Source organism: Clostridioides sp. ZZV14-6345 (assembly GCF_020657775.1).
In the GTDB taxonomy this organism is placed as follows: Bacteria; Bacillota; Clostridia; order Peptostreptococcales; family Peptostreptococcaceae; genus Clostridioides; species Clostridioides difficile_D.
Map to the genome: position 1 here is coordinate 1 of NZ_JAGWCX010000058.1, position 20,729 is coordinate 20,729.

Sequence of the window (20,729 nt, forward strand, 5' to 3'; positions counted from 1 at the left end):
CTTTTAATATATTTAATGCTTTTTAGTGTACTACTTGATTATATAAAAAGGAAGTTTATTTATGGATATATTTTGTCTATTTACAATCATGTGTATATTTTTTAAAACAAACAATTAGCTTATTATAATTTGGACAAGTATTCTAAATAGAATGTATAAGTAAAAGCGTACAGTTATAAAATATCATATAAGTAAATATGAATATCTAAATAAGATTATTCTGTTTTAAAATAAATATTATTAAAAATACTGTAATTATAGAAAATGCAGAAGTAAATACTACAATTTGCCCAGCTAGCTCACTATCAGAATCCATCTGTTGTGCCATTGTAAATGAAGAAACTGCAGTTGGGGCAGATAACATTATCATAAGTGATGCTAATTCTACATTTCTAAATCCAAGAAAAATGCTAATTGGTAAAAATATAGATGGTATAAGTATGAGTTTTCCACATACTCCCAATATAATGGGTCTTACATGTCCCTTTATAGAAGAAAAACTAAAAGAGCCACCTAGAATTATAAGAGATAAAGGCGTTGCTATTTTAGATATATCACCAATTGTCTTATGTAAAAATGTAGGAATATTAATATCTAAAATTAACATAATAAGACCAATTACAGAAGCTATTATAAGTGGATTTGCTATAATGCCCTTAACCATATGTTTTATGTTTACTTTACCACCCTTAAAAGTTTCAAGTATTACAACAGATAAAACATTAAACATAGGTACAATAACGGCTATTAATAAAGATGTGACTCCAATACTATTATCACCAAATAGTGAAATTGTCACAGGAATACCAAATATAACGAAATTACTACGAAATATGCCTTGTATTAAAGCACCTCTTGTTTTATTATCTTTTTCAATCTTAGGGATAATAAAAACTAAGATTAAGAAGATTGAAAAAATGATTATAATAGCTACAGATATAAGTTTAAAATTAAGAGAGCCATCTAAATCTGTATTGTATATGTTAAAAAATAATAATAGTGGCAAGAAAGATTTGAAACAGACATTATTCATTTTATTTAAAGTATGGACATCAAATAGACCTAATTTTTTTAGAATATATCCAAGTGACATTGTGAGAAACAAAGGAAGAACAACATTTACTGATAGAATTAAATTTTCCAAATTTTATTTTCCGTAACTCAATAATTAAATTAAATTTCCATCAGGGCATCTTAAATAAATAGATTTAATTTTGCCAAAGACTTCTATACATTCTAAAATTCCTTGATCAGTTTGAATCTCATTTTGTTCTAAGTATTTTTTTGTCTCATCAATATTCTTGTTTATTCTAAAATAAAAATCAGTACTACCTGTCTGTACGTTTTTCCTATGTGGTAGAAGCTCATATTTTTTATTTATTTCCTTAAAGTTAAAACCAAGTTTTTTATAAAAACTGATACAATTTTCTATATTATTAGTAGTAATGACTACATGGTGTATTTTTTTTATCATAACAACTCCTTAAGATTTCATATAGATTGATATAATGACAATTAAGTTAATCATTAATCAAATGTAGGCATTTAATTAATGATTAGCTATAGTCAAATCCAATTAGTTAGAATAACTTCCTTTTAATGTAAATGTATCTAAAACATGTCCGTCCATAGCTTTGAAAAATTCATTCATATAGAATCCTTTTTCAAGGTCAAGGATGGTATCAAGTGCAAATACATGTATTTCATAGACATGGGGTCTGTCTGGAGGAGCCATACCACCATATACACTGGCCTCTAATCTACCAAGACCTCCTAACTTACCATGCCAGCTAGTAGTTCCCTGAATAAAATCAGTAGCTGTTATACTTTCATTTTCGTTTAACTCGTTTCTTGTTATATTTGCAGCTAGCCAATGTATCCATGCAAATCCACATACAGGAACAGAATCTTTGTCTTCTAAAAATACAGCAAAGGATGCTGTATTCTTTGGAGCATCTTCAAATTTTAGAGGTAGAGAATATGTAGGCATACCATCTTCATTGAACTGGTTTCCTCTTTTTACATATTTATCTTCTATAACACCATTTACTATACCTGTACTAGTTACTTTCATAATAATTTACCTGCTATATAATAAATTAATAGAATATATCTGTAATTTAATTATATACTAGTTGGAAATAATGGTAAATTACTTACTTTTTTTCTTAAGAATGTCTTTTATACCATTATCCAACATAAAATTAATTCCTATAGCTTGCATTATAGCCAAAGTATCCAGCATTTGCTTCCTTTTTACCTTTTATCATATCATGTGTTAGTTCTAATGGGTAAGTATACTCACCACGAAATTTCAAGTAAGTTCACCTCCAGTTTACTTTGCCAAGATACGTTTTGAAGCAAGCTTATATACAAACTCAACTTTTTTATTTGATATATCCCATGAATCTAATTCTTTTTTTATTAAATTTGGATATTTTTTACTTATATCTCTAAGAGCATTGCCTATAGATTTTCTCAAATATTCGCTATCATCTTCTTTTAAACTAGAAAGTAGTGATATAGCAACATCAGGATTAGATTTAAAATAGTCTCTACTAGTCCAAATTCTAAGACCTTCTGTCACAGCTCTTTTTATGTTTGGACTATCAGAATTAAGCCATTCTTTTATTACAGGAAGTGCCTTTTCATATCCTATTTCATTGCAATAATAATCAAATGATTTAGCTAATATTTCTTGTACTCTCCAGTTTTCATCTTTACTCACATTGTCTTTTAAAAATAACAAAGCTTCAGAAATAGTTACTGATATAAAACCAAGTATAAATACTGCTAATTCTCTTACTTGATAATACTCTGATCTATATAAATAGATTGATAGATAATAACATTTTTTTGAGTCATTATTTTTTACAATCTTTTTAGCAATATTTTCAATTTCTTTAAAGCCATTTTCTATAGTAATAATTTTTGCTATTACTTCTTCCAATTTTATCTCCTCCAATAAGTAGATTAGTTTAAATTTCGTGTGGTTATTTGTAAAAAAAATTTGTTTAATTTAGATAAAATAAAGACTTGTCAAAAAGCGTTTGCAAGTCTTTAGTACTAGCATAAATAAAAAATAATAAAAAATCAACATCATTTAACATATAAATTTACTTTTATTATGAGTTTTATATTATAAAATTGTGTTTAAAAAATTAATTGAGTTATATAAATTTTACATGATTTGAGTATACTAATAGAATAAATTATTATATAGTTATACTTATATGAGATGAATATTTTACCAATCCCATCTGATAGTGTATAATTAGGTGATAAAGCAGATGATAAATATTAATTTAAACAATCATAATAACATTTATACAGACAATTTGTGATAAAAAAGTTATCATAATTTGTTTGAAACTAGTGTAATAAAGTTTACATTAAATCAAAAATATAAATAAGTAATTTTAGCTTGTAAGAATAATAAAAAATATAGAAAGCCATGTGACAAGTAAGAAAAAATGCTGTGTTTTAAGAAATATAAATGATACTATAATGAAAAGTAAAATAGGAGGGAAAAATGATACCAGGATTTAAAGAAAGTTTGTTGGGATTAATAAATGAAAGCGCATATAATCCTCTAAAAAAAGAAGAATTAGCAGAAATATTTGATATACATTCATCAGAAATGCCAATGTTTTATAATTTTTTAAATGAATTAGAGGAAGATGGATATATATGTTTTACTAAGAAAGGAAAAATAATATCTCCAAATCAAATGGGATATTTTGTTGGAAAATTTGTATCACATAAAAAGGGATTTGGATTTGTGGAATCTGATGTTGAATATACACAGGATTTATTTATCTCAAGTGACAATATAAATGGTGCTATGCATAATGATAGAGTTATGGCAGAAATAGTAGTACCTGCAACTGAAGAAAAGAGAGCTGAAGGAAGAATAGTAAAAGTTATAAAAAGAGAAATAACTAGAATAGTAGGAACTTTCCAATCAAGTAAAACTTTTGGATTTGTAACACCAGATAATAAGAAATTTACTAAAGATATATATATACCTAAAAAACATTTTAGTGGAGCAGTCGATAATGATAAGGTAGTATGTGAAATTACAGTATGGCCACAAGAGGATAGAAAACCAGAAGGTAAAATTATAGAGATACTAGGTCAAAAAGGTGAAAGAGGCGTAGAAATAGACTCTATAATAAGAGAACATGGTCTCCCAGAAGAATTTCCAAAGAAAGTATTGCAAGAAGCAGAAGCTGTAGCTGTTGAGATTCCTCAAGAAGAGATAAAAAGGAGAAGAGATTTAAGAGATTTAAACATATTTACTATAGATGGAGATGACGCAAAAGACTTAGATGATGCTATATCAATAGAAGTATTATCTAATGGAAACTTCAAATTAGGAGTTCACATAGCTGATGTTACTCATTATGTAAGAGAAAAAAATAAACTTGATAAAGAAGCTTTAAAAAGAGCTACATCAGTTTATTTAGTAGATAAAGTAATTCCAATGTTGCCAAAGACTCTTTCAAATGGAGTATGTAGTTTAAATCCACTTGAAGACAAGTTAACTCTTTCTATATTTATGGAGATAGACCATAAAGGAAATGTAGTTAAGCATGAAATATGTGAATCTGTAATAAATTCAAAAGCTAGAATGACCTATACAGAAGTATCTGATATATTGGAGAAGGATGACGAAAAACTTAAAAAGACTTTTGAACATGTTGCTGAAGATTTTAAAAATGCTGAAATTTTGGCTAAAATTCTTATGTCAAGAAGAGGAAAAAGAGGTGCTATAGATTTCAATTTCCCAGAAGCAAAGATAATTCTAAATGGAAAAGGTGAAGTTGTAGATATAAAGCCATATGAAAGAAGAATATCTAATAAAATAATAGAAGAATTTATGCTTATAAGTAATGAGACAATTGCTGAACATTTTTATTGGATGGGGATACCATTTGTGTATAGAATACATGAGACACCATCTTTGGAAAAAATGGAAGAATTAAGTAAGTTTATATCTACATTTGGATATACAATAAAAGGTGATAAAGAGGAAGTACACCCAAAAGCATTACAAGGTATAATAGAGAAGATAAAGGGCAAAAAAGAAGAGGGAGCTATCAGTACTATAATGCTTCGTTCTTTAAAACAAGCTAAGTATTCACCAGAATGTAGTGGACACTTTGGGTTAGCAGCTAAATTCTACTGTCACTTTACTTCACCAATAAGAAGATATCCTGACCTTCAAATTCATAGAATAATAAAAGAATCCTTAAACAATAAGATAAGTGGAAAAAGACAAGAACAGCTTACTACTATAGTGGATTATGCATCTGTTCAATCATCTGAGAAAGAAAGAAAAGCAGAGTTAGCTGAAAGGGATGTACATGATTTCTATAAGGCTCTTTATATGAAGGATAAAGTCGGTCAAGAATTTGAAGGTGTTGTATCTAGTGTAACTTCATTTGGAATATTTGTTGAGTTAGATAATACTATAGAAGGATTGATAAGGCTTGCAAATATGAATGATGATTACTATATTTATGATGAGAGTTCTTATAGTGTTTTAGGAGAAAGAACTAAGAAGTCGTACAAGATAGGTGACCTTGTTAAGATAAAGGTTGAGAGTGTGAATGTAGATTTTAAAGAAATAGATTTTGAAATAGTTGAAAAGATAGAGGAATAAGTAAAATCATCTAAAATTAGATATGAAAAGTTATAGTATTTATGGTGTGGTTAAATATATAATACTCAATGAAAATAGATAATTAAAAAATATTTAATGAAAAACAGATATCTAAAATATAGATTTTTAATACAAAATAAGTGTATCATTTAAAATTTAAGATACACTTATTTTTTTATTTTATATAAAGTTTTGTTTTATCTAATTTATAATAACGTGTTGCTTTGTATAAATTTAGTGTTAAAATTATAAAAAACGCTACTTAGGAGGAATGGAATTATGGGTATGATAGGATGTTATACTAGAATAAGTGAAGAAGATGTTTTGAAATTACAACAAGCAGAAGGCAATTTACAAGATTTTGTTTTTGAAGATGTACATGAAAATAGTACTATTAATATCGATAAAGCATGGCATGCTATTCACTTTACTTTAACAGGCTGTTCATTTGGAGGAGATGATGATAATATATTTAGCAAATTGGTGTTAAGTGGAAATATATTTATGGAAATTGATGGAGAGCCACCTGCAATGCTGATTACTGATGATGATGTAAAAAAACTATCAGAAGCAATGAACAATTTGGAAGAACAAACGTTTAGAAAAAAATTTAATATTAGTGAGATGTTAGAAAATAATATTTATCCTGTTATGGATGATGAGAATGAAGAAGAGTTTTTTGATTATGTATGGGCAAATTTAATTGAACTTAAAAAGTTTATAGAAGAAGCGACTAATGAAGGACAAGCAGTAATATTTTGTATAATGTGATGATTAGAATATTAATGTACTTACATATCTTAGCCCATGGATAAGTATGCTTTTAAAACACATCAATTATTTCTGAGTTCTTGTGGTGTATAGCTACATATGTTAAAATTTATCTTAAAAGGCTAAATGCTTTATCCTAAATTAGTGTCATCAGAATATAAGTATGTAATAAATATCTCTTAGAGCAAACTATATAATATGACTCTAAAATATGTGAGCCTACAATAGGCATTTAATAATCTTTTAGATTCCAATTTAATTAATATAATTTTAATAAATTTTCTAAAGTTTAATCAGTTGATTTAATTATAGCTCTAAATAATATCTTTTACAGATATAATTTCAAAAAGCTATGTATGAGAGCAAGTTCACTTAAATTTTTAAAATCAAATAAAGTTAAATCTCTTGACTACCTTGATTATTTTGTGAACTTAGTATAGATGTAAACTTTATTATTAAGAAAATACGAGATTTTAGATAAGCTAATGCCTAATTTAAATAATAAGATGAGAAATATAATAGGACATAAAAGCTAGGAATAAGATAAATATAATCAAAGAATAAGGGATGAGAATAATTACCAAGAGAAATCATTACTTGAATATGTTTATGAATATTAGACTATGTTCCTAAATTGAATTGTATATATATCAAGTATAATAATTTGAAACAGTGTGGAAATTTTTATTTAAAAAATACACATAAATATTTCCACACTCTGACTTTATAATAATAATCTAATAAAACTTATAGTGACTTTATAAACTCAATAATGATTTAATAAATATTTATAAAACCACTATTTTTGCTTAGAAACTTTATTATTCATATTATCATTAGTAGGCATTGTTCCAAAGCTTAATTTTTCGTACATTACTTGAGTTGGAGCTAGCCAAACTGTACCGTTACCAGTAAATGTATTTAAGAAACCTTCACCATTTAAAGCAGAACCAATTAAAGATTTATCTGATTTTGTAACAGAAAAATTAACTCCAGATGTTCTTGCTATTGCAAAGTTACCATCTACCTTTAATTCTTCGCCATTTTTCAATTCATATTCTACGATTTCACTTTGAGGTACAACACATTCTAGAACGATTACACCAGTACCACTTAATTCTATTTGGAAGAAGCCTTCACCACCAAGTAAAGCAGATGAGAAGTTCTTTTGTGTAAATGCTTTTACTTCTATTGTATCAGAGCAACAATAGAATAATCCTTTATCAACAATTATAGAATCATTATCAAGATTCATAAATAAATAATGTTTAAAAGAAGGTTCTAAGTAAACTTCACCAATACCTTTGTATACAGGTTTCATCATTGATTCATTAGTAAGTGCTCCTGATATTCCTTTTTTGAAAAGACCTCCAACACCACCAATCTTAGTTTCAGAAGATATATTTCCTTTATAATAGTACAATGCACCAGCCTCTGTCTTTATTGATGAATTATTTAACTTTATCTTAATTTGTCTAGCTTTCAAGCCAGCCTCTCTAGCAAAATATAATCCCATTGCCATTAATGGGCTAGAAGCTCCCTCAAGTTTTTCAAATTCTAATACTTCAAATTCACTCTTACCATCTGATGCATTTTCTAAAATTTTTACTTTTTTGCTTAAATCCATACAAATTTCTCCCTACTATGTTAAAATTTATCTCTAAAATATTATAAGATATAACGATATATTACATTTTTTTTAAAAAAATGGCTACTTTATCATCAAATTTTTACCTATTTTTAAGAAGTTTTTGAAATGTTTAGATTTGAGTTAGATTGTTTAAGGATGTATAGTTATTTCGATAGGTATTTTGAGTATTATTTATTATTTGTGGGTATTATATTTTATGGGTATATTATTTATTCTACATTGCCTAACTAACTTAATATATCAGTGAAATATTGACTAAAAGACCTAAATATGTTATCATACAAGTTAGTCAAATAATTTGGCAACATTAAATATTTAGCAAATTCCTAATATTTATTGAAGAAATTTCTAGCAAAGAAGGTGAGATTTATATGGCTGGTAAAAAAATATTAGCAACAAACAAAAGAGCAAAACATGAATATTTTATAGAAGAAACTTATGAATGTGGAATTGAATTAAAAGGAACAGAAGTAAAATCAATAAGACAAGGTAAAGTTAATCTAAGTGATGGATTTGCATCTGTAGATAATAGTGAAGTATTTTTAAAACAAGTTCATATAAGTCCATATGAGCAAGGAAATATATTTAATGTTGATCCTTTAAGAGTTAGAAAACTATTGCTTCATAAACATGAAATAAGAAAACTTATTGGAGCAACTACTATAAAGGGGTATTCACTTATACCACTTAGTTTGTATCTAAAAAACGGTAAAGTTAAAGTAGAGATTGCCTTAGCAAAAGGTAAAAAACTATATGATAAACGTCAAGATATGGCTAAGAAAGACGCACAAAGACGTATAGAAAGAGAAATGACAGGGAAGTATTAAACTAGATAAAACTGTATTTTTTAGAATAAAATTCTTTATTATCTAGAACATAACATTGATTTTTATTCTTAAAAGTATTATATTATATATACATTAAAAATTTAATAAAAATGGTGATAAAGTTTGCGAAGAGTCTACTGGACTATAACTAATCAAGGGGGCGTAAAGGTTTCGACGTGGGTTTGGAACTTGAGGCTGCATGTCGTGTTACTCTGGGTCACGTAAAAACTGGGGAACTTTAAAATAAACGCAGACGATAATTTCGCGATAGCAGCCTAGTTGCTGCTCGTCCCTCTTAGTCCTCCTGCCGACTAAGACTGGACGTCATTATGCAGGGAACTACTTTATGGGTGTCTCGACTTGAAGTAGATTAATTGGGACTGGCTAAGCATAGAGCCTGCCACTTGGCGTTATGTGAGGCGAGATATTAGTGAAGTTGGCTAAGCATGTAGATGCAGCAAGGAAAAGATTTGCGGACAGGGGTTCGACTCCCCTCGTCTCCACCAATTTTGAAAAAAGAATGATGAAATACTTGGAAATACTAGTCTTTATTGACTAGTATTTTTTATTTTGGAGATAAAATCCACCAACCGTACCCCAACCACAGAAAATGAGGTATTTTTGAGGGTATATGGGGGTGCATTTAGGCTGTATAAAAAGTTTTTATTTGTTTATTATGATAATAGGTAACATAGAATTTTAATATCTACTTTATGATATAATATTTTTATAAATGTAAGACAGTTTAAGTTGTTAATTAGTAAAAATATATATTATATAAGCTTGATAGGAGTTGAGGTTTGTAATGGATGAAAGAAAACTAGAATTTTCTATTTTTTGCATTGAAGCTTTAGCAGAAAAATTGAATATAGATTCAGAAGGAGTTTATAAGCTTCTTAAACATGATACTGATATTTTAGATAACTATATAATACCTTGCTATGAAGCACTACATTCTCAAAGTAAAGGTTACATAGTGGAAGATTTAATGCAAGTACTTAAAGAAAAGGGTGTGATATAATGATTGTATATCATGGTTCATATTGTGTGGTAAAAATGCCTAATATTACCTTTTCAAGAGATTCTTTAGATTTTGGAAAAGGATTCTATGTAACCAGTATAAAGACACAAGCAATTAACTGGACAGAGCGTTTTAAAAAAAGAGGTAAAAAAGCATATTTAAATAGTTATTCTTTAGATATTGATAAATTAAAAGAAAACTGCAAGGTAAAAATCTTCAATAGTTATAATTTAGAATGGCTTGATTTTATAATAGAATGTAGAAATATGAGTGATATATATATGAAATATGACATTATAATAGGTGGTATTGCTGATGATAAGATTTACAATACAATAGAACTGTATCAAGATAATCTTATTGAAAAAGATGAAGCTTTAAAAAGATTAAAATACTATAAACCAAATGAACAAATATGTATAACCAATCAAAATGTAATAGATAAATATTTAAAGTTTAGGTATGAAGAGGAGGTATAGTGATTATGGAAGCAAATAAAACATTATTACAAATACTATATAAAAAAATCATATTAGAATTTTCTAAGCAAACAGGTAAGAGCTTGGAAGAAAGTATGGATTATTTATATACTTCTGAAACATATAAACTTATAAGTGAAGGTGTGGCAGATATGCACTGTAAGGGTCATATATACTTGGCTCAAGAATTAATGTTAGAAAATGGATTAATGTACCATAAAGGCTACCCAAGATAAATAATTAAAACTAGATACGAAATAAGGATACAAGATAATATAAAATTAATTTGTATCCTTATTTTGATTTTGTAATTAACTATATGAAATTATAATATTTATATGTATTTGATTTTTACAATGAAAATATTTTATCCAACTTTTCTACAGCTTCAACCTTCTTATCTTCCATAACTTGAGTATATATGTTTAAAGTTATTGATATATCATAATGACCCATTAAAACTTGTACAGTTTTAGGAGGGACATCATTCTCAAAAAGTCTAGTTGCATAAGTTTTTCTAAGACCATGAAACTTTATAGGCTCTATATTTAAGCTATTTAATATGGACTTTAAATTCCTTAAAGGTCTTTTATCATCTATAGGGATACCTAATTCATTGCAAAATACATAATTATCATTTCTATATAATTCTCCAGCCTTTAATATATCTGTATTTTGATTTACTTTATGTTCTTTCAATTTATTTAAAACATCTTTTGGAATAGGTACAGTTCTGTAAGAATTTGATGTCTTTGGCTCTTGCTCTAATACTTTAAGCTCTCTATTTCCATTTCTATCTATAAAATATGTTCTTTGAAGAGTTCTTTTAACTGTTAAATTAGACTTTTTAAAATCAATATCAAACCATTTAAGTCCTAATAATTCTCCTAATCTAAGTCCAGTACCAAGAGCAAGTAAAAATAATACCTCTAATTTATGTCCCTCTATAGCTTTTATAAAACTCTTTTGTTGTTCAAGAGTCAATATTTCAAGCTTATTTTCCTTTTTCTCAACTGGTATATTTACCATAGTACAATAGTTACGTTGTATAAGACCTTGTTTTTCAGCTTCTGATAAGCAGGTTTTTAGTTTAGTGTTTATTTGCCTTATAGTAGGTATACTTTTATTGGAATCAAGCAATCTATTGTAATATTTTTGTATGTGAGATACTCTTAAGTCCTTTAATTTAACATTGCCTAAATCAGTATCTTTAATATAATTACGATAGATGCTTTCATATCTTTCAAATGACTTAGGTTTTAAATCTTTTATTCTATATTCAAACAACCAATTGTAAAACCAATGCTCTAAAGTTATTTTATCATCTGAAATATCAGAGCTTAAATAATATTGTTTTTTATAAGCATCTAGTTTATCTTTAACTTCCTTTTGAGTCTTACCATAAAATTCTTTTCTTATTGGTTTACCATCTTCATTATAGCCAATCATTATACGGGAACGCCAACCATCTTTATATTTTCCGATAGAGCCTTCTCCATTAGCTCTTTTAGTTGCCATTTTTAAACAGCTCCTTATATGATTTATAGTTATATTCATCAAAGAATGTAATACATTTCTCTAATAAGAATTTTATAACTTCATCACCTTCTAGTGTTTCATAGAAGTTTAGCATTAATGTGTTGTATTCTTGTTTATGTTTAGCTGGTATTGATAGAACTCCTATATCATTACTTATAAGTATTAGGTTTGAGGTAAGTCTAGCAGTTCTTTTGTTGCCATCATAGAAGAATTGACAATAGGACAACCATAAATTTATTATTATAGCCTTTTCTAAGGGGTTAGTTATTTTATTTATGATATTTATGTCATTTACAAATAAATCATTTAATAGAGTGGCTTCTATGCACTCATATTGGGTAGTACCAGCTATACCTATATTACCATTTCTGAAATCTCCAACGATTAGAGCTTCATCTTTTGCAACTATTTTATGTATAGAGCAAATTGTATCTTTATTTAAAGATAATTTTTCTTTGTTACTTAATTTTATTACATAATCCCATGATGATTTTATATTTAGTATTTGATTTTGGTCACTTAATTTATGTCCACCTACTGTTATACCATCAAGTAATGTTTGTACTTCTGGGAATGTGAAGGGGTTATTTTCTAGGTTACCCATATCATATACAAATTCACTTATCATTCTTCTAATGTATGTTAAAGTATATTTTTTATCTCCATGAGGTAGATTAGTAGGGAATTTATGTGTGTATTTTGGTATATATGATTTATTCATGATTTTAGCTCCTTTCATATCTAATTTTTATTTATTAACTATGAATGTATAAAAGTTAATAGGTAAACCTATATTTTGAAAATATGCAATACTAATATTCTTCATCCTCATCTTCAATAAGACCATTAGAGTTTTCTTGTATAAAATTTTCAACAAGACCATTTATCACCCAATTTAGATTTTTGGAGAAGTCTTTGAAGTCAGAGAAGTTTAGGTTAATTGGTTTTATTGTATCTGCATTATCTGTAATTTCAAACTTTTTTTTATAGTCTGTTTTTATATCATAACCATAATTTTCTAATATGTGAATTACTAAATCCAACTCTTTATCAAATACTTTTAAATTAATATTATTATTTGTTAAAGTATCTAAATCATTTTTTTCAACAATGAGTTTATTTATAGCAATTGATAAAGCAGTAGCTATTTTTCTTATCATATCTAGACTAGGTATTCTTTGATTTTGCTCATATTTAGCTATAGCATGAACTGAACAACCAATCTTGTTGGCTAGCTCATCCCTTGACATATTTATCGATTTTCTATATTGTTTAATCTTTTCTCCAATTGTATTATTTATCATAATTCCACCTTAAATATATCATCAAACAATGATTATATTTTTACACATATAAAGGAGTTATTTTCTAGATTATCTATGTTATATACTAACTTACTCATAATTCTTTTAATGTATATTAGAGTATATTTTTTATCTCCATGAAATAAATTAGTAGGGCATTTATATGTGTATTTTAGCATATATGATTTATTCATAATTGTAACTCCATTCATAGTTTTTTATCATTGCTTTAGATAGTATTGATATTATTTTATATTTTAGTTAGTAGTTTTTTTATTTCTTTAAGTGTATTTTCAAGCTTTTCATTTTTTTCCTTTAATTCGTTATTTTCTTGTAATAATTTAAAGTAATCATTATTTTTAATAGTAATATTTTCTTTTTGAGATATTAATTTTTTTAGTCGAATATTACTTCCATTATCTGTTGAGTCACTAAAGTAATCATAGATTGTTTCTATATTTTCTTCTGATAGACCAATATCTAATAATTCATCAATTGATTGTTTTGTAAGAACATCATTTTTAATAATTTCTTTTATTTCATCAGGATGTAATGAAAAATCTAATTCAGTATTAGATATACAATCTGAAAGTATCCAATTATAAACTTGATTTTCATTTAGTTCTAATTTTTCACCAAGTTTATAATATTGGTCTTTATCAGACCAAGCACCTAGCAATAAACTTGAGGTAATTCTAATATCATCATCTTCCATAAGATTTGAAATAGCATTTAAAAATTCATCAAAAGAATAGTATTCTTCTGGGAATAAAGACTGTAAAAAGTATAAAACATCTTCATTAGTCATTACTTCATTTTCAATATCAAAATAAAAGATAGTCTTTTCAATTTTCAAAGCTTTAGCGAGTTTTGATAAGGTATCTATACTAGGTATTCTTTTATCATTTTCATAATTTATTAGAGCATTTCTTGAGATGCCACTAATTTCAGCAAGTTGAATCTGCGTTAGCTTTTTTTGTTTTCTTATCTTTTTTAAGTTTTTTCCAATTTGCAATATTATCACCTCGTATAAAGTATATCCCAAAAGTACACAAATGAGAACAGAAAAATAATATATTCTTATTGACAGTACACATATGTCGACATTATAATTAAAATGTAAAGTTTACGAATGTAAACTAGAAAAAAGGAGGAAAAAGTATGGGAATCAATTTAAAAATATTTAGGATTAAAAAAGGTTTAAAGCAACAAGAACTGGCAGATAGAGTTGGTATATCAAGATATTATTTATCAAACTTGGAAACAGGTAAGGCTAATAATCCAAGCAATGATTTGATGATTAAACTATCTAGAGCTTTAGATACAACAGTAGAAGAATTATTTTTTAGTAAGGAGGATTAAAATATGAAAGAGAATAATAATTTAGAGGTTTTAAAGACATTACAAGCCACTTTAAACATTATTGTAAAGAATGAAGAAGAAGCACAAGAAAAAAAGCAAGGATATAAAATTATTGAAAATGCGAAAAGAAATAAAGCTGAGCTTATAACATGTAAAGAAGCATCTAAGCTTTATCCTATAGGAGAATCAAAATTTAGGCAGTTATGTCATTCTAAAAACAAAGGATTCCCTTGTATATGGATAAATAATCGAGTATACATAATAAAAAATAAATTAGATGATTGGTTTATTGAAAATGCAAATGGTATCAAGTTATAGTCTTAAAGTAGGTGTTTGTAATTGAGCAATAAAGGGTGGATAAAGCTTTATAGGGAGTTGTTGGATAAATCAATTTGGAAAGACATTAAACCAGAAAGAAAAGTAATATTAATAACTATATTACTTATGGCTAGTCATAAAGAAAACTATGTTTTTATAGATAACAAAAGGATAAAAATAAAGTCTGGACAATTTATTTCTTCCTATAGCAAAATAGCTGAAAGATGTGGTAAAGGAGTTAGTTATCAAATGGTTAGAAGTTGTTTGTTGGTTTTTAAAAATGCTGGTTTTCTAACATACGAAACAACAAACAAATATATAGTCATAACTATTGAAAACTGGGAGCTTTACCAAGAGAACATAGAAAATCAACAACCTAATCAACAGACTATTAACAATCAATCAACAACAATCAAGAATATAAAGAATGAAAATAATATTATATATAGTGAAATTATAAGCAAATTTAACTCAACTTGTATTGAACTTTCAAAGGTCAAGAAACTAACAGATACAAGAAAGAGGAGAATAAATTCAAGAATAAGAGAATATGATAAAGAAACTGTATTAGAGGTTATAAATATAGTTAGTAAAACAAGTTTTCTGAATGGAAATAATAATACAGGATGGAAAGCAAATTTTGATTGGATAATGAATTCAAGTAATTTTACCAAGATACTAGAGGGCAATTATCATAGCAAGGAAATTGTCATAAATAAAGAGACAGGAATATATAATCCAGATGACTCACAATTAAAGTGGTAAGGAGGTTATATTATAAATAATTCAAACAACTTAATTAAAAATACAGAAGCAGAGCAATCAATATTAGGAAGTATTTTATTAGATTCAACAATAGTACAAGAGTTAGAGCAAATGTTAAATGAAGACATGTTTTATCATGAAGAACATAAATACATATTTAATGCTATAAAAGAAATAAATAAGAGAAATGAAGTAATAGATATAATAACTCTTACAGAAGAATTAAATAGAAAAGGTCATTTGAATAATATTGGAGGTATAAGCTATATCACTAGTTTGTCAACCATAGTTCCAACAGTATCAAATTTCATGAGTTATGTAAGTATAGTTATTGAAAAATACCAAAATAGAAATATAATTGATAAATTCAATAAGTTCAATCTTGGAGAAATAGATGATAATACTCTTGTATATCAGTTAGAAAATGATATAAATAAAGCTAATCAGAAATTAATAAAAAAGGATTCAAGTATAACAGCCATATCAGAGAGAGCCTTTGAATATATAAATGATGAAATAAATGAAGGTATTAAAACTGGAATAAAGTTCTTAGATGATACTATAGGAGGTTTATATGGAGGTGAACTAACTACAATAGCAGCTAAAAGTGGAAGAGGTAAAACAGCATTGGCGTTACAAATACTTAGAAATGTAATATTTCAAGGTAAGAAAGTACTTTTTATAAGTGGAGAAATGAGCGATATACAGATTCTATTTAGAAATATAGCATCACTAACTGGAATATCAGTTGTAAAGATGAAAAATAGAAACTTAGATGATGAAGAAATAGTCAAATATATACAAGCTTTAAGTATAATAAATCAAGAAAATAATCTTTATATAAATGACTCTGTAAACACAGTATCAGGAATAAAGAGAGAAATAAAGAATATTAAGCCTAACTTAGTAATAATTGATTATTTGCAAATTTTGGATTATGAAGGTAAAGAAGTAGGAGAAGCTAAATTCGCTGACTTATCAAGGCAAATAAAAAAGATTACTTTAGATTTTAATATACCAGTTATTCAGCTTGCTCAATTAAATGATGAATTGAAAGATGAAAGACCTAAAGGCGATAGAGTAATGAGAAGTTCAAAGCAGATATATATGGATTCTAATTCAGTTATATATATTCATAGACCTACAGAAAAAGAAGCTCTTAATTATTGTAAGACAATGGGAATTGAGGATATAAGAGAACTGAGACGAAGAGAAAAAGGTTTTGGTGCTAATTTAAGTGAGATTATTGTTGCTAAAAATAGAGATGGTGAGTCAGGATTTAGACCATATTGGTATATAGGAAATTTGTTTTCTTTTGAAGAATGTAAGAAGATACAAGAGATATAAAAAAGAAGCATGATTTATTAAGTAATAGATAAATTATGTTTCGAGAAGTGTTGAAGGATAAAGATAAGTATTAATTAGATGTAATAAAGATTTAAAATATATTGAGTTTAGATTTAAAAACTTATTAGAAAAAGGTAGTTGCCATATAAATATAACAACTACCTTTATAAATTAGGTACTTGATGTACACTAACCTAGCAACTTAAGTATATATTAAGTACCTGATGAAAGTCAAGGAGGTACTAAAATGTATGATGAAATTATAGAAATATATTTTGATTATTGGATAAATGAACATATGTATAGAGGGATTTTAGAAAAAGATGAGTATTATATTGAATGTTGGAAAGAGGTTAAAAAAATTAATGAGTTATTGGAAAAAAGTTTAGAAGATGATAAGAAGTGTGTGTTGGTTGAATTAAATGATTTGTTTAATTCATTAATAGAATTTGAAAGGGAACTTGGTTATAAACTTGGATTTAAAGCAGGAGCTAATTTTATAATTGGATTATTGGATTAAGCTGGGATCTATTCTTAGTAATCATAAAAAGCTAAATTTTAACTTACATAAGTTGGAATTTAGTTTTTTATTATATATTAGTAATTTGAAATATGATTCTATAGATTTAAAATATATATTGATACATTAAAACTAGAATTGAGCATTTAATTTTTTATTAGAGGTAGATAACATTTAAATATAAAAGTATTTATCTTTAATGTAGTAAAAAAACTAGAATATATAGCTGAACTAGCAATAAAATGGTATAATTTGTATGAGAATTAAGAAGATTGTATTAAAATAATAGAATAGTGTAGTGAGGTGAACTTGTTGAATAATATAATGGAAATGATTGCTGAAGAAACTGGTGGAAAAAGTTTTAGAACTTTTAAATATAGTTTTGATAGCATTAGAGTTCCATCACTTGATTATGATGACAACAATGAAATTATTTGGAAAGATATTGGAGAAACAGAAAAACATAAAAGCCCTAAGGATCTATCAGAATTAGCTAAAAGTATTAGTAAGTATAAACCTCTATTTACATATTTTTTAGATGGGTCAAGAAGAGTATTTAAGGTTGATGATATATCTTATCAAAATCAAGTTTTTCCTGTTATTGCTGGTCAAATTGGAATTGGATGCTGTAAAAGAGAATCTAAAGAAATAAAACCATTTAAATTTGAGCGCTGTTCAGTAATATGTCTTCCTAAAATTGCTAACAAAGGTGGGTGGAATCCTCAACTTTTTTTTAGTAATTTATTACAAAAAATAAATTCTAATATGTCATTAAAAAAAAATAATATAGAATTTACAAATATATTGACATATAAATACTTACGAAATGAAGGAGAAAATTTAGAAAATAAAGGTATTGCAGTAATACAAGATCTTATGATAGATAAGGAAAAAGAAATGACAGCTTTTCTTGCAAGTAAAAATCTATTAGATCAAAATAATTACTTACTTAAAGACGGTTCATTAGAATATCGTGTAATGTCAACAGGTAATTTTAGAGAATTAAGGAAAATACGTAATAATTATAGATGGGTTGTTGGAGTATCTAAATCTTTTAACCCTGAAAAATGCTTAGATATTAAAGGAAAAAACAATTCAAATTACATAGCAAATCTAAAATTATATAATAGAACTCCTGTTAGTAAGTACACTTCAAAAATGTTTGGAGATGTAAGCTTTGCTATTTGGTATGTTCGTATAAGAGAAAAAAGATATACTAGTAATGCATTTGACGGAGTTTTAAAGTTAGAAAGAATATTAGTAACAGATGAAGAAATTGAACATGGATTAGATTCAGAAGAGGTTGATTTTATTACAGCTAATATTATCAATGAGAGAAACCCAGTCTGTTATGGAAAAGATTTTAGATGGGCAAATCACTTATATCCAGTTTTTTTAACTGAAAGTTATGTAAAAAGCAAGTATATTAGTAATACATTATTTTTAAATATATTTTAAATAGAATAGGGGTATATGTATGGGAGAAGTAATAGGGAAAGTAATTGCAACAGAGAAAAATCCGTCTACCATTGATGAATTTTTTTTCTGGACATCACCAAAATTAATTTTAAATCCATTTGATGTAGTGAAAATAAGTCATATAAATGGGAGTTTTTCTTATGGGGTAATAGAAGAAATCTCTCATATTACAGATTCAGCTAATTTTTTATCAAGTTATATATCTAATGATTTTGGGGATGTTAATTCAGTTGAAAATACACATAGAATAGGTATGAATTACATTAAAGCACAAGTAATAGGAAATACAAAGAATATTTATATTCCTCTATTGAATAATGAAAAAGTATATATGGCAAATGCTAACGAAATTTCTGAGGCATTAGGGTTGTCTAATATTAAAAATCCAATGATATGTGGATATCTTGAGATGTACAAAAGTTCAGAAGAAGATAAGAAAGTGATGCTTCCTGTAAATATAGATTCAAGATTTCTAATTGGCCCAGAAGGTGCGCACTTAAATATATCTGGGATATCAGGTTTAGCAACTAAAACTTCATATGCTATGTTTTTATTGAAATCAATACAAGATTACTATATAAAAAATGATGAAGATAGTGATAGTGTAGCTTTTGTATTGTTCAATGTTAAAGGAAAAGATTTACTTTCAATAGATGAAAAAAATGATTTTGAAAGTATAGAAGAGAGAGAAGAATCCTATAAATTATATGATATGTTAGGATTATCAAAAGATCCATTTAAAAATGTTAAATATTATTATCCATATTCTGAACAAAATATATGGAATACATATATGGATAAAAAAACATTACATGAGCAACAAAAACTAAATAAAGCCTTTATGTATAAATATATATATGAAGAAGATAAGGATAATTTAGACTTAATGTTTTCTAGTTTAGATGACCCTACCCAATCTATGGACTCAATTTTAAATTATATAATTACTAACCAAGGTGGTTTTGGAAAGTTTACTCTATGGGATGATTTTTTAGAAGAAATACAAGATAGATGCCAAGCTGGTGTTAAATCTTATGATAAAGAGATTACTGTAGCAAGCTGGAGAAAATTTAATCGTATAATAAGAAAATCAATATATAAAAATGCTATATTCAATGATAGAGTTGATTCTGATAATAATGAAGTTCGTATAAATGAGTCATTAAAGAATATAAAAAGAAATGAAATACATGTTATAGATATAGCAAAATTAAATGAAGATATGCAAAGTTTTGTATTTGGAGATGCTATAAGAACAATTTACAATTTAAAATTAGGAGAATATGGAAGTGATGATGAATGTAACATTCCATCAAAAATAGTAATATTCATTGATGAATTAAATAAGTATGCATCTACAGATTCTCCTAAAAATTCACCAATACTTAGACAAATATTGGATATAGCAGAAAGAGGTAGATCTTTAGGTATTATATTATTTTCTGCAGAACAATTTAAAAGTGCTATACATAGCAGAGTTACAGGCAATTGTTCTACACATGTCTATGGAAGAACAAATGCTATTGAAATAGCTAAGAGTGATTATAAATTTATTTCACCAGTGTATAAGAATATGATGACAAGGTTAAAACAAGGTGAATATATTATTCAAAATCCTATTTTTAGGTCATTATTAAATATAAAGTTTCCAAAACCATTATATAAGCAGTATAAATAA

Annotated in this window: 22 protein-coding genes and 1 other RNA gene; 14 read left to right on the plus strand and 9 right to left on the minus strand. The window is 26.6% G+C overall.

The features are described 5' to 3' along the window. Window positions 1–205 precede the first annotated feature (205 nt). The 4 genes from KGF39_RS14485 to KGF39_RS14500 form a co-directional block, all read right to left on the minus strand. Complete coding sequence (locus KGF39_RS14485) at window positions 206–1,093, minus strand: AEC family transporter (protein WP_413927091.1); 888 nt, start codon at window positions 1,091–1,093, stop codon at window positions 206–208. A 75-nt stretch (window positions 1,094–1,168) separates the two neighbouring features. Beyond that, on the minus strand, window positions 1,169–1,474 hold the full coding sequence (locus tag KGF39_RS14490) for a VOC family protein (RefSeq protein WP_227822844.1): 306 nt from the start codon (window positions 1,472–1,474) through the stop codon (window positions 1,169–1,171). A 102-nt stretch (window positions 1,475–1,576) separates the two neighbouring features. Further along, window positions 1,577–2,074, minus strand: coding sequence for a YbhB/YbcL family Raf kinase inhibitor-like protein (locus KGF39_RS14495; protein WP_227822845.1), 498 nt, complete (start codon window positions 2,072–2,074; stop codon window positions 1,577–1,579). A 261-nt stretch (window positions 2,075–2,335) separates the two neighbouring features. Then, window positions 2,336–2,950, minus strand: a complete 615-nt coding sequence (locus tag KGF39_RS14500) for a HEAT repeat domain-containing protein (RefSeq protein WP_227822846.1) — start codon at window positions 2,948–2,950, stop codon at window positions 2,336–2,338. Window positions 2,951–3,532: 582 nt separating this feature from the next. Here KGF39_RS14500 and rnr point away from each other — a divergent pair. Next, complete coding sequence (gene rnr / locus KGF39_RS14505; protein WP_227822847.1) at window positions 3,533–5,668, plus strand: ribonuclease R; 2,136 nt, start codon at window positions 3,533–3,535, stop codon at window positions 5,666–5,668. A gap of 279 nt (window positions 5,669–5,947) precedes the next feature. Then, window positions 5,948–6,439: a YfbM family protein gene (locus tag KGF39_RS14510; RefSeq protein ID WP_227822848.1), complete on the plus strand. Its 492-nt coding sequence runs from the start codon at window positions 5,948–5,950 to the stop codon at window positions 6,437–6,439. A 799-nt stretch (window positions 6,440–7,238) separates the two neighbouring features. Here the strand turns inward: KGF39_RS14510 and KGF39_RS14515 are convergent. Further along, window positions 7,239–8,066, minus strand: a complete 828-nt coding sequence (locus KGF39_RS14515; RefSeq protein ID WP_227822849.1) for an AIM24 family protein — start codon at window positions 8,064–8,066, stop codon at window positions 7,239–7,241. Window positions 8,067–8,461: 395 nt separating this feature from the next. Between KGF39_RS14515 and smpB the strand changes: the two genes are divergently transcribed. The 5 genes from smpB to KGF39_RS14540 all read left to right on the plus strand — a co-directional run bounded on the left by smpB (window position 8,462) and on the right by KGF39_RS14540 (window position 10,653). Then, window positions 8,462–8,917 carry an SsrA-binding protein SmpB gene (gene smpB / locus KGF39_RS14520; protein WP_227822850.1) on the plus strand — a complete coding sequence of 152 codons (456 nt, stop codon included), beginning with the start codon at window positions 8,462–8,464 and terminating at the stop codon, window positions 8,915–8,917. Between the two features lie 156 nt (window positions 8,918–9,073). Continuing rightward, window positions 9,074–9,423: a transfer-messenger RNA gene (gene ssrA, locus KGF39_RS14525) on the plus strand. A gap of 299 nt (window positions 9,424–9,722) precedes the next feature. Further along, window positions 9,723–9,938, plus strand: a complete 216-nt coding sequence (locus KGF39_RS14530) for a DUF3791 domain-containing protein (RefSeq protein ID WP_003433743.1) — start codon at window positions 9,723–9,725, stop codon at window positions 9,936–9,938. Further along, on the plus strand, window positions 9,938–10,417 hold the full coding sequence (locus tag KGF39_RS14535) for a DUF3990 domain-containing protein (RefSeq protein ID WP_077704544.1): 480 nt from the start codon (window positions 9,938–9,940) through the stop codon (window positions 10,415–10,417). The genes KGF39_RS14530 and KGF39_RS14535 overlap by 1 nt, the downstream gene beginning before the upstream one ends. Before the next feature lie 5 nt (window positions 10,418–10,422). Then, window positions 10,423–10,653: a hypothetical protein gene (locus tag KGF39_RS14540; protein ID WP_003433747.1), complete on the plus strand. Its 231-nt coding sequence runs from the start codon at window positions 10,423–10,425 to the stop codon at window positions 10,651–10,653. 115 nt (window positions 10,654–10,768) lie between these two features. On the opposite strand, the gene KGF39_RS14545 is transcribed toward KGF39_RS14540, so the two are convergent. The 4 genes from KGF39_RS14545 to KGF39_RS14560 all read right to left on the minus strand — a co-directional run bounded on the left by KGF39_RS14545 (window position 10,769) and on the right by KGF39_RS14560 (window position 14,284). Beyond that, window positions 10,769–11,935 carry a tyrosine-type recombinase/integrase gene (locus KGF39_RS14545; RefSeq protein WP_021362990.1) on the minus strand — a complete coding sequence of 389 codons (1,167 nt, stop codon included), beginning with the start codon at window positions 11,933–11,935 and terminating at the stop codon, window positions 10,769–10,771. Next, window positions 11,925–12,677 (minus strand): Fic family protein, encoded by a 753-nt coding sequence (locus KGF39_RS14550; protein WP_107595780.1) that lies wholly within the window; start codon window positions 12,675–12,677, stop codon window positions 11,925–11,927. Before KGF39_RS14550 ends, KGF39_RS14545 begins: the two co-directional genes overlap by 11 nt. 91 nt (window positions 12,678–12,768) lie before the next feature. After that, window positions 12,769–13,260, minus strand: coding sequence for a helix-turn-helix domain-containing protein (locus KGF39_RS14555; protein WP_227822851.1), 492 nt, complete (start codon window positions 13,258–13,260; stop codon window positions 12,769–12,771). 250 nt (window positions 13,261–13,510) lie between these two features. Beyond that, window positions 13,511–14,284 carry a helix-turn-helix transcriptional regulator gene (locus KGF39_RS14560; protein ID WP_227822852.1) on the minus strand — a complete coding sequence of 258 codons (774 nt, stop codon included), beginning with the start codon at window positions 14,282–14,284 and terminating at the stop codon, window positions 13,511–13,513. 137 nt (window positions 14,285–14,421) lie between these two features. Here KGF39_RS14560 and KGF39_RS14565 point away from each other — a divergent pair, with 137 nt between their 5' ends. The 7 genes from KGF39_RS14565 (at window position 14,422) to KGF39_RS14595 (ending at window position 20,729) form a co-directional block, all read left to right on the plus strand. Beyond that, complete coding sequence (locus KGF39_RS14565; RefSeq protein WP_003433759.1) at window positions 14,422–14,622, plus strand: helix-turn-helix transcriptional regulator; 201 nt, start codon at window positions 14,422–14,424, stop codon at window positions 14,620–14,622. Between the two features lie 3 nt (window positions 14,623–14,625). Then, complete coding sequence (locus KGF39_RS14570; protein ID WP_003433761.1) at window positions 14,626–14,940, plus strand: hypothetical protein; 315 nt, start codon at window positions 14,626–14,628, stop codon at window positions 14,938–14,940. 21 nt (window positions 14,941–14,961) lie between these two features. Further along, entirely contained in the window at window positions 14,962–15,705 is a 744-nt protein-coding gene (locus KGF39_RS14575; protein WP_227822853.1) for a hypothetical protein, read from the plus strand. A 33-nt stretch (window positions 15,706–15,738) separates the two neighbouring features. Beyond that, window positions 15,739–17,052, plus strand: coding sequence for a DnaB-like helicase C-terminal domain-containing protein (locus KGF39_RS14580; protein ID WP_227822859.1), 1,314 nt, complete (start codon window positions 15,739–15,741; stop codon window positions 17,050–17,052). A 247-nt stretch (window positions 17,053–17,299) separates the two neighbouring features. Then, window positions 17,300–17,572, plus strand: coding sequence for a hypothetical protein (locus tag KGF39_RS14585; RefSeq protein WP_107594503.1), 273 nt, complete (start codon window positions 17,300–17,302; stop codon window positions 17,570–17,572). A 312-nt stretch (window positions 17,573–17,884) separates the two neighbouring features. Next, a complete protein-coding gene (locus KGF39_RS14590) occupies window positions 17,885–19,030 on the plus strand; it encodes a hypothetical protein (RefSeq protein WP_227822854.1) in 1,146 nt (381 codons plus the stop codon). A gap of 19 nt (window positions 19,031–19,049) precedes the next feature. Continuing rightward, window positions 19,050–20,729: an ATP-binding protein gene (locus KGF39_RS14595; RefSeq protein WP_107594504.1), complete on the plus strand. Its 1,680-nt coding sequence runs from the start codon at window positions 19,050–19,052 to the stop codon at window positions 20,727–20,729.